This is a genomic window from Streptomyces sp. S6 (assembly GCF_054880855.1).
This window is the reverse complement of record NZ_JBTYMC010000315.1, coordinates 1-7,379: the sequence shown is the minus strand read 5'-3', so window position 1 is coordinate 7,379 and position 7,379 is coordinate 1. Positions and strand designations below refer to the sequence as shown.

5 protein-coding genes and 1 pseudogene are annotated in these 7,379 nt (G+C 71.2%); 4 read left to right on the top strand and 2 right to left on the bottom strand.

Translation table 11 applies throughout. The features are described 5' to 3' along the window. Positions 1–107: 107 nt before the first annotated feature. The 4 genes and pseudogenes from ACVNF4_RS29595 to ACVNF4_RS29580 all read left to right on the top strand — a co-directional run. A pseudogene (locus ACVNF4_RS29595) lies at positions 108–503 on the top strand (peptidylprolyl isomerase); the annotation flags it as partial. A gap of 150 nt (positions 504–653) precedes the next feature. After that, entirely contained in the window at positions 654–2,027 is a 1,374-nt protein-coding gene (locus ACVNF4_RS29590) for an extracellular solute-binding protein (RefSeq protein WP_461805952.1), read from the top strand. A gap of 2 nt (positions 2,028–2,029) precedes the next feature. After that, positions 2,030–3,040, top strand: a complete 1,011-nt coding sequence (locus tag ACVNF4_RS29585; protein ID WP_461805951.1) for a carbohydrate ABC transporter permease — start codon at positions 2,030–2,032, stop codon at positions 3,038–3,040. Next, a complete protein-coding gene (locus ACVNF4_RS29580; RefSeq protein WP_461805950.1) occupies positions 3,037–3,915 on the top strand; it encodes a carbohydrate ABC transporter permease in 879 nt (292 codons plus the stop codon). Before ACVNF4_RS29585 ends, ACVNF4_RS29580 begins: the two co-directional genes overlap by 4 nt. On the opposite strand, the gene ACVNF4_RS29575 is transcribed toward ACVNF4_RS29580, so the two are convergent. Together ACVNF4_RS29575 and ACVNF4_RS29570 are read right to left on the bottom strand one after the other, a co-directional pair. Next, the gene (locus tag ACVNF4_RS29575) at positions 3,905–6,136 is read right to left on the bottom strand and encodes a glycoside hydrolase family 3 N-terminal domain-containing protein (RefSeq protein WP_461805949.1); all 2,232 of its coding nucleotides are present in this window, start codon (positions 6,134–6,136) and stop codon (positions 3,905–3,907) included. The two genes, ACVNF4_RS29580 and ACVNF4_RS29575, sit on opposite strands and share 11 nt — an antisense overlap. Positions 6,137–6,319: 183 nt before the next feature. Next, the gene (locus ACVNF4_RS29570) at positions 6,320–7,327 is read right to left on the bottom strand and encodes a hypothetical protein (protein WP_461805953.1); all 1,008 of its coding nucleotides are present in this window, start codon (positions 7,325–7,327) and stop codon (positions 6,320–6,322) included. Positions 7,328–7,379: the final 52 nt, after the last annotated feature.

Here is a 7,379-nt window from a genome sequence, read left to right as displayed (position 1 = left end):
GTGGCGAAGGTGGTTCCGGTCGCCGGGTCCTTGAGGGGTGCCCCGAAGTAGGAGCGGATGCCGAGGGCTTCGGCGACGTAGTCGAGGTGGAAGCGGGAGGCGTAGATGTCCTCGGGGTGTCCGGGACGGATGTCGCGGATCTCGGGAGCATCGTCGCCGTGGCGCTCGCGCACTCGGCCGCCGCGCGGGCGCTGCTCGCGGCTCTGGAGGGGGATCAGCGGGTCGCGGAGTCGGCCGTGCGGGGGTACTACGAGCGCAATCCGGACCGGTTCCTGACGCCGGAGGCGCTCGGGCGGGGCGTCGATCCGTTCCGGGGTGCGCAGGCGCGGGATCTCGTGCCGTACGCGCGCGTGCGGGACGCCATCGAGGGCGAGCTGCGGCGGGCGCGGGGCCGGCAGGCGTTCTTCGACTGGCTGGACCGGGAGCGGGCCGGTGTGGAGTACACGCACGGCCACGAGCATCCCGGCGACCCCGCGCACCCGGACCACGAACACCGGCACTGATGTGCCCTCGCGCGCCGCACAGCGGACGCTCAGGTGACGCACGGAACCGAAACGCAACACGGCAAACCATTGACCTCCGATGAATTCTGGTCCACCTTTTCATCAATCGGAGTCCAACTTGGTGATTTGAACCAGCAGGAAGGCCCAGGCATGCGCGCGAGAACAGTGACCGGAACCATGGCGGGCGTCGTCGTCCTGGCCCTGACCGCGGCGGGCTGCGGCCTCTCCGGCGGCGGCTCGGACGACAGCGGCGCCAAGGCGGGCGGCTGTAGCGTCGACAAGGCGAACGTCGGCTCCGGGAAGCTCACCGGTGACGTGAAGGGTGAGATCACCTTCCAGACGACGAACCTCAAGAAAGACTTCTCGAAGTACTTCGACGGCGTGATCGCGGCCTTCGAGAAGGCCCACCCCGGCGCCAAGGTCAAGTGGATCGACGACCCGGGCGACGCGACGTTCACCCAGCGCCTGGTCTCGGACGCGCAGGCGTGCACCCTCCCGGACGTCGTGAACATCAACGTCAACACCTCCGAGGCGCTGACGAGGACCGGCTACCTGCTGAACCTGGACCAGAAGGCCCCGGACGCCGGGAAGCCGTTCGTGCCGGGCCTGTGGGACTCCAGCACGTACACCGACGCGGCCGGCCAGAAGGTGCACAGCGTCCTGCCCTGGTACTCGGGCGGCATCGTGCAGACCTTCAACACCGACCTGCTGAAGAAGGCCGGCCTCGACCCGGCCAAGCCTCCGACCACCATCCTCGGGATGTTCGCGGACGCGGAGAAGGTCGCGAAGGCGTCGGACGGCGACTACTACGCCTTCCTCGCCAACCCCCAGCTCCGCATCCCCACCGACTGGCAGCAGATGGGCGTCAAGGTCCTCTCGGCCGACGGCAAGAAGTTCACGTTCGCCGACGACCCGAAGACCGTCCAGTGGGTCGAGGGCATGACCAAGCTCTACAAGGCGGGCGCGATGCCCCGCGACTCCCTCTCCTCGAACCAGGACCCGTCCACGGTCTACGGCCAGGGCAAGCTGGTGTACGGCTCGTCGAACCCGAACTTCCTGCGGTTCATCGAGCAGAACAACCCGACGGTCTACAAGAAGACCGGCGTGGCCCGCTACATGCTGGACGGCCTCGGCCACACGGTCGGCGCCCCGCAGTACATCGGCGTCGCCGCCACCAGCAAGCACGCCGCCACCGCCCTCGCGTTCGCCCAGTTCCTGACCGACGCGCAGAACCAGCTGGCCTGGGCGAAGGACCCGAACGTCGTCATCTTCCCCTCGACGACCGCCTCCCTGGACGACCCGTTCTTCCAGAACGTCACCGGTGACGACCCCTTCGCGCAGGCTCGCAAGATCGTCGCGAGCGACCGCAAGACGGCGACGGCCGACGAGGTCGCCCTGACGCCGGGCGAGCTGAACGCGGCGACGGCTCAGGTGCAGCTCGCGATGCAGGGCAAGAAGAGCGCCCAGGACGCCCTGAACGACGCGCAGAAGAAGATGAACGAGCTGATCGCGCAGGGCGGTTGAGCATGGCGTCCAAGACCCTGACCCCGGTGCCCGTCGCGGCACCGGGCCGTCCGGCCACCGAACCCCCCTCCGGCGTACGGCGGTTGCTGCGCCGGATCACGCCGGGCCCGACCGACGAGGCGGGCGGCGCCGCCCTGTACCGCCGCTGGTGGCTGCCGTGGCTGTGGATGTCCCCGGCGATCGTCGGCGTCACCGTGTTCGGCGTCTACCCGTTCCTCAACACGCTGCTGCTGTCCTTCACGAACGCCAAACCCCTCGGCGGGGCCGCGCAGTTCGTGGGCCTGGACAACTACACGCGGCTGCTGGACGACCCGGACTTCTGGCTCGCCACCCGCAACAGCCTGCTGTACGCGGTGATCGTCGTCCCCCTCATGGTGCTGCTGCCGCTGATGCTCGCGGTGCTGGTGGAGAAGAACCTGCCGGGCATCGGCTTCTTCCGCTCCGCCTTCTACACCCCCGTCCTCGCCTCCAGCGTGGTCGTGGGCCTGAGCTGGCAGTGGCTGCTGTCGGACCAGGGCCTGGTCAACACCTGGCTGGAGAAAGCCCACTTGATCAGGTCGGCGATCCCCTTCCTCTCCGACTCGTGGCTGATCCTGCTGTCCGCGATGGGCCTGACCGTCTGGAAGGGCCTCGGCTGGTACATGATCTTCTACCTGGCGGCCCTCGGGAACGTCCCGAAGGAACTCCACGAGGCCGCCTCGGTGGACGGCGCGGGCGCGATCCGCCGCTTCTGGAACGTCACCGTGCCCGGCGTACGCACCTCGATGATGCTGGTCGGCACCCTCACCGGCATCGGCTCGCTGCGGGTGTTCACCGAGATCTACATGCTGGGCGGCTCGACCGGCGGCCCCGGCGGCGCCGACCGCACACTCCCCTTCTACATCCGCGACGTCGCCCTCGACCCGCTCACCGGCAACGCCGGCTACGGCTCGGCCGTCAGCGTCGCCCTCTTCGTCCTCACCCTGGGCCTCACGCTCCTCTCGCAGCGCCTCACGAAGGAGGACGAGTCATGACGACGGCCGCGCAGAAACCCAGACGCCTCATGCCGCGCTGGCGCGACTACGGCCGGCCGCGCGAACTGATCGTCCGCTACCTGCTGTTGCTGTTCGTCCTCGGCATCACCATCGGCCCCCTCGTCTGGCAGCTCCTGTCCTCGCTGAAGGGCGCGGGCGAGGACGTCTTCGGCGCGGGCGCCTCCCTGATCCCCCGCCATCCGACGCTGAACGCCTACAAGCAGGTCTTCGACCAGGTGCCGGTGTGGACGTACATCCGCAACAGCGTCGTCATCGTGATCCTGTCGGTCGGCAGCCAGCTCCTGTTCTCCACCCTCGCCGGCTACATGCTCTCCAAGCCGGCCTGGAAGGGCCGGAAGCTGGTGTGGATCCTGCTCATGGCGTCCATGATGTTCCCCTTCGAGTCCATCATGGTGTCGCTGTTCCTGAGCGTCCGCGACCTCGGGCTCATCGACAACCTGGTCGGCGTGTGGCTGCCCGGCTTCGTCGCCGCCATCAACGTCCTCATCATGCGCGCCGCGTTCCTCGCGGTTCCCCGGGAGATCGAGGACGCGGCGATGCTGGACGGCGCGGGCGAGTGGAAGCGGTTCCGGCACCTGTACCTGCCGTCGGCGTACGGCGCGCTCCTCGTCGTCACCATCAACACGTTCATCAGCGCCTGGGACGACTTCCTGTGGCCGCTGATCGTGCTGCGCACCGAGGACCACTTCACCCTCACCCTCGGCCTCTCGCGCCTCCAGTCGTCCTCGTTCGGGTACGACCAGCGCCTGGTGATGGCGGGTTCCGTGATCTCGGTGATCCCGGTGCTGGTGCTGTTCGTCATCACCCAGCGCTGGTTCTACAAGGGCGTGTCGTCGGGAGCCGTCAAGCTCTGATTCTCACGATCAGGGGGACGACGCTCAGCGCCTCCCGTGCGGAAGCCGCGACCCTGATCTCGGTCTCCTGCGGCACGAACGCCTCCAAGTCGGCGCCGACCAGCTTCAGTTGGTCGGCGCCGAGGTGCGTCGAGACGGTACGCGTCTCACCGGGGGCCAGCTCCACGCCCTGGAACGCCCGGAGTTCGAGCGTGCGCGGCCAGACCGGCGTGCACAGCGGGCGGATGTAGACCTGGACGACACAACGGCCGTGCCTGGTACCGGTGTTGGTGACGTCCGTGTGGACGGTCTCGCCGTCGAGACGCGAGGCCCCGAACGCGAACGTCGTGTACGCCAGCCCGTGCCCGAACGAGTACAGCGGCTCGGCGTCCATGTCGACGTAGCCGCCGTACTCCGTCTCCTTGTGGTTGTAATAGACGGGGAGTTGGGCCGCCGAGCGGGGGACGGAGAGCGGGAGCCGGCCGCGTGGTCCGGCGTGCCCGAGGAGGATCTCGGCGATCGCGTCGCCGCCCCACGGGCCCGGGTACCAGGCGGTGAGCAGGGCCCCGGCGCGTTCGGTCACCGCATGCGGGCGGCCCTGGATCAGGACGACCGCCGTGGGGGTGCCGGTCGCGGTGACCGCGTCCAGCAGGGCTCGCTGGGCGGGGCCGAGCCGGAGGTCCGCGAGGTCGGCGCCCTCGCCACAGGTCATGTCGTCACGCGGGGACAGGGCGGCGCCGTTCGCGTCGAACTCCGTGTCGGGGGTGCGGGCGCTGCTGCCGCCCAGCACGAGGACGGCGAGGTCGGAGGCGGCGGCAGCGGCGACGGCCTCGGGGATGCCGGTGCGGTCGTCGCCGGTGAGGGCGCAGCCCTTCGCGTGCCGGACGTCCAGTGCGGGGGCCAGGCGGCGGAGAGCGTCGAGGACGGTGGCACCGTCGCGCTGAGGGGCTGTGTAGTCGCCGAGTTGGTGGGTCGTGGTGGCGGCGTGGGGGCCGAGGAGGGCGATGCGGCGGGTGCCGGGCGGGACGGGGAGGGTGCCGTCGTTGTGGAGGAGGGTGATCGAGGCGCGGGCCAACTCGGTGCTGATCTCCCGGCCGTCGGGGAGAGGGGTGCGCGGCGTGAAGGGGTTCTCGAAGAGGCCGAGGCGGAACTTGAGGCGCAGAACCCTCGCGACGGCGGTGTCGAGCGCGGCCTCGGCGACGAGTCCCCGCTCCACCGCCTCTTCCAGGTGGGTGAACCCCTCGTCCCAAAGGCTCAGGTCCACACCGGCGTTGAGAGCGAGCGCGCCTGCGGTGAGCTTGTCGCCGGTGATACGGGCCAGGCGGTCCACGGCCAGGCCGTCCGCCATGACGAGGCCGTCGAACCCCCAGCTCTCTCTCAACAGGCCCGTCAGAAGTGCCCTGTTGCCCGAGCAGAGGAGGCCGTCGACCTCGTTGTAGGCGGACATGACGGCGGCGGCGCCCGCGCGGACGCCCGCCCGCGCCGCCGGGAGGTGGATCTCGTGGAGTTCCCTCGGGCCCAGTTCGGTCTCGGCGGAGTTGCGTCCGCCGACGGTGGCACCCTGTCCCGCGAAGTGTTTGAGGACGACGGGGGCCTTGTCCGCCGCGAACCTGTCTCCCGGTGCGCCCTGCATGCCGTGGACGAGGGCCTCGGTGAGGCGGGCGGCGAGGTGGGGGTCCTCGCCGAAGCATTCCTCCGTCCGGCCCCAGCGGGGGTCCCGGGCGATGTCCAGCGCCGAGACGAGCGCCATGTGCCCTCCCCTGGCCCGGAGTTCGGCCGCCGCGTGCGCCGCCGCACGCTCGTACAGTTCCGGGTCCCAGGTCGCGCCCACGCCCAGGTTCACGGGGAGGACCGTGCCGTCCAGGGCCATGAGTCCGTGCGGGACCTCTTCGACGAACAGCGCGGGAATCCCGAGCCGGCTCTTCTCCAGGACGTGCCGCTGCACCCTGTCCGCCAGGTCCGCGCTCGTCGCCGCGTCCGGGCCGGCGCCGAGCTCGACCCCCGACCAGGCGTCCGCCCGCATCAGCCCGTACAGCGCGCCCAGCCCTTCCCACCGGGTCGTCTCCTCGTCCAACGCCTCCGTGAGGACGAACTCCCCGTCCGGGGTGCGCCGGTAGGCGTTCCAGCCGTACATCCGCTGGTTGAGCTGACCGACCTTCTCCCTCAGGGTCATGCGGGAGAGGAGGTCGGCGACTCGGGAGGGGGTGGGGGCGGTGGGGTCTTGGTAGAGGGGGGTGGGCATGGGGGTCCTTCGGGAGGGGAGGGGTGGAGAGGGGTGGAGGAGAGGTGAGGTGAGGAGGTGGCGGGTGCGGGGTTGGTGGGGGCTGGTGTGCGCGGAGTGGATGGGTCGAGGTTCGGGTGGTTCGGTGCGGGGTGGTTCGCCTCGGGTTCGGGATCTGCCGGGTACGGTCCCGTCGTCCGCCGATCAGTCGCCCGTCGCGAGACGCGCCAGCGCCACCGCGCCGGCCGAGCCGTCCGTGACCGGGGAGATCGTGAGGCCGAGGGGGGCGAGGAGGTCGGTGAGCGGGGTGAGGAGGGGGCCGTCGGGGGCGAGGAGGCCGCCGGTGACGACCAGGGCCTCCCCCCGGGCCGGGGCCAACGCGGTCACCGTCTCGACCAGCGCTGCCGCCGCCTCCTTGAGGATCTGCCGGGCCACTTCGTCCCCCTCGTCGGCCGCCCTGGTGACCAGGGGGGCGTGCGCGGCCAGGTCGGTGGGGCGGCGTTCCATCACGGCGGGGAGGAGGTGGGCGCGGTAGGCGGCGCGCTGGGAGAGACTCCAGCGGGGTGGGGGGGTCTCGGCGGGGTGGTCGGTGGTGTCGTCCGGGCGGGGGGTGGGGGCCGACGGGGACGACTCGGGCACCGGGGCGTCTGACGGGGCGGGGCGGATCAACGGGGTCTGGCCGTCCGACGGGGCGGAATCCGGCCCGGCCGACGAGGCGGGGCGAACCGACGGGGCCGCGTCGTCCGACAAGGCAGGGGCGTCCGACAGCGCCGGGGCAGGGCGAAGCGACGGAGTATGGCCGTCCGACGAGGCGGGGCGAACCGACGAGGCCGCGTCGTCCGACAGGACGGGGTCGTCCGACAACGCCGGGGCTTGTCGGGCTTCGGTAGGTCGCCTTCCTGCCGGAAGCGCGTCCCGGCGGGCCTCGACCGGCTCCGGGCCCGGCGGAACGGCGGCCCGCTCGGTGCCCGGCGGGACGTCGGCGCCCTGTGCTGCCGTGTCCTCCCTGCCCGTCGGCGAAGCCCGCCACGGAGTGTTCTCCGTCGGCTCCCCTTCCCGCCCAGGCAGGCCCCTCTCCGCCTCGGTCGGCGGTGCGCCCTCCCGGAGGGGTCCTCTCTCTCGGTCCGCCGTCGGCGACGCTCCGTCCGGGGTGTTCTCCCAGCCGCTCGGCGGCAGCACCCCCTCCGGTACGCCCAGCGCTCGTCCCACCATGGCGACCAGGGACGTCGGGCCGTCCCGGCCGTCCGCCGCGCGCAGGGCCGCG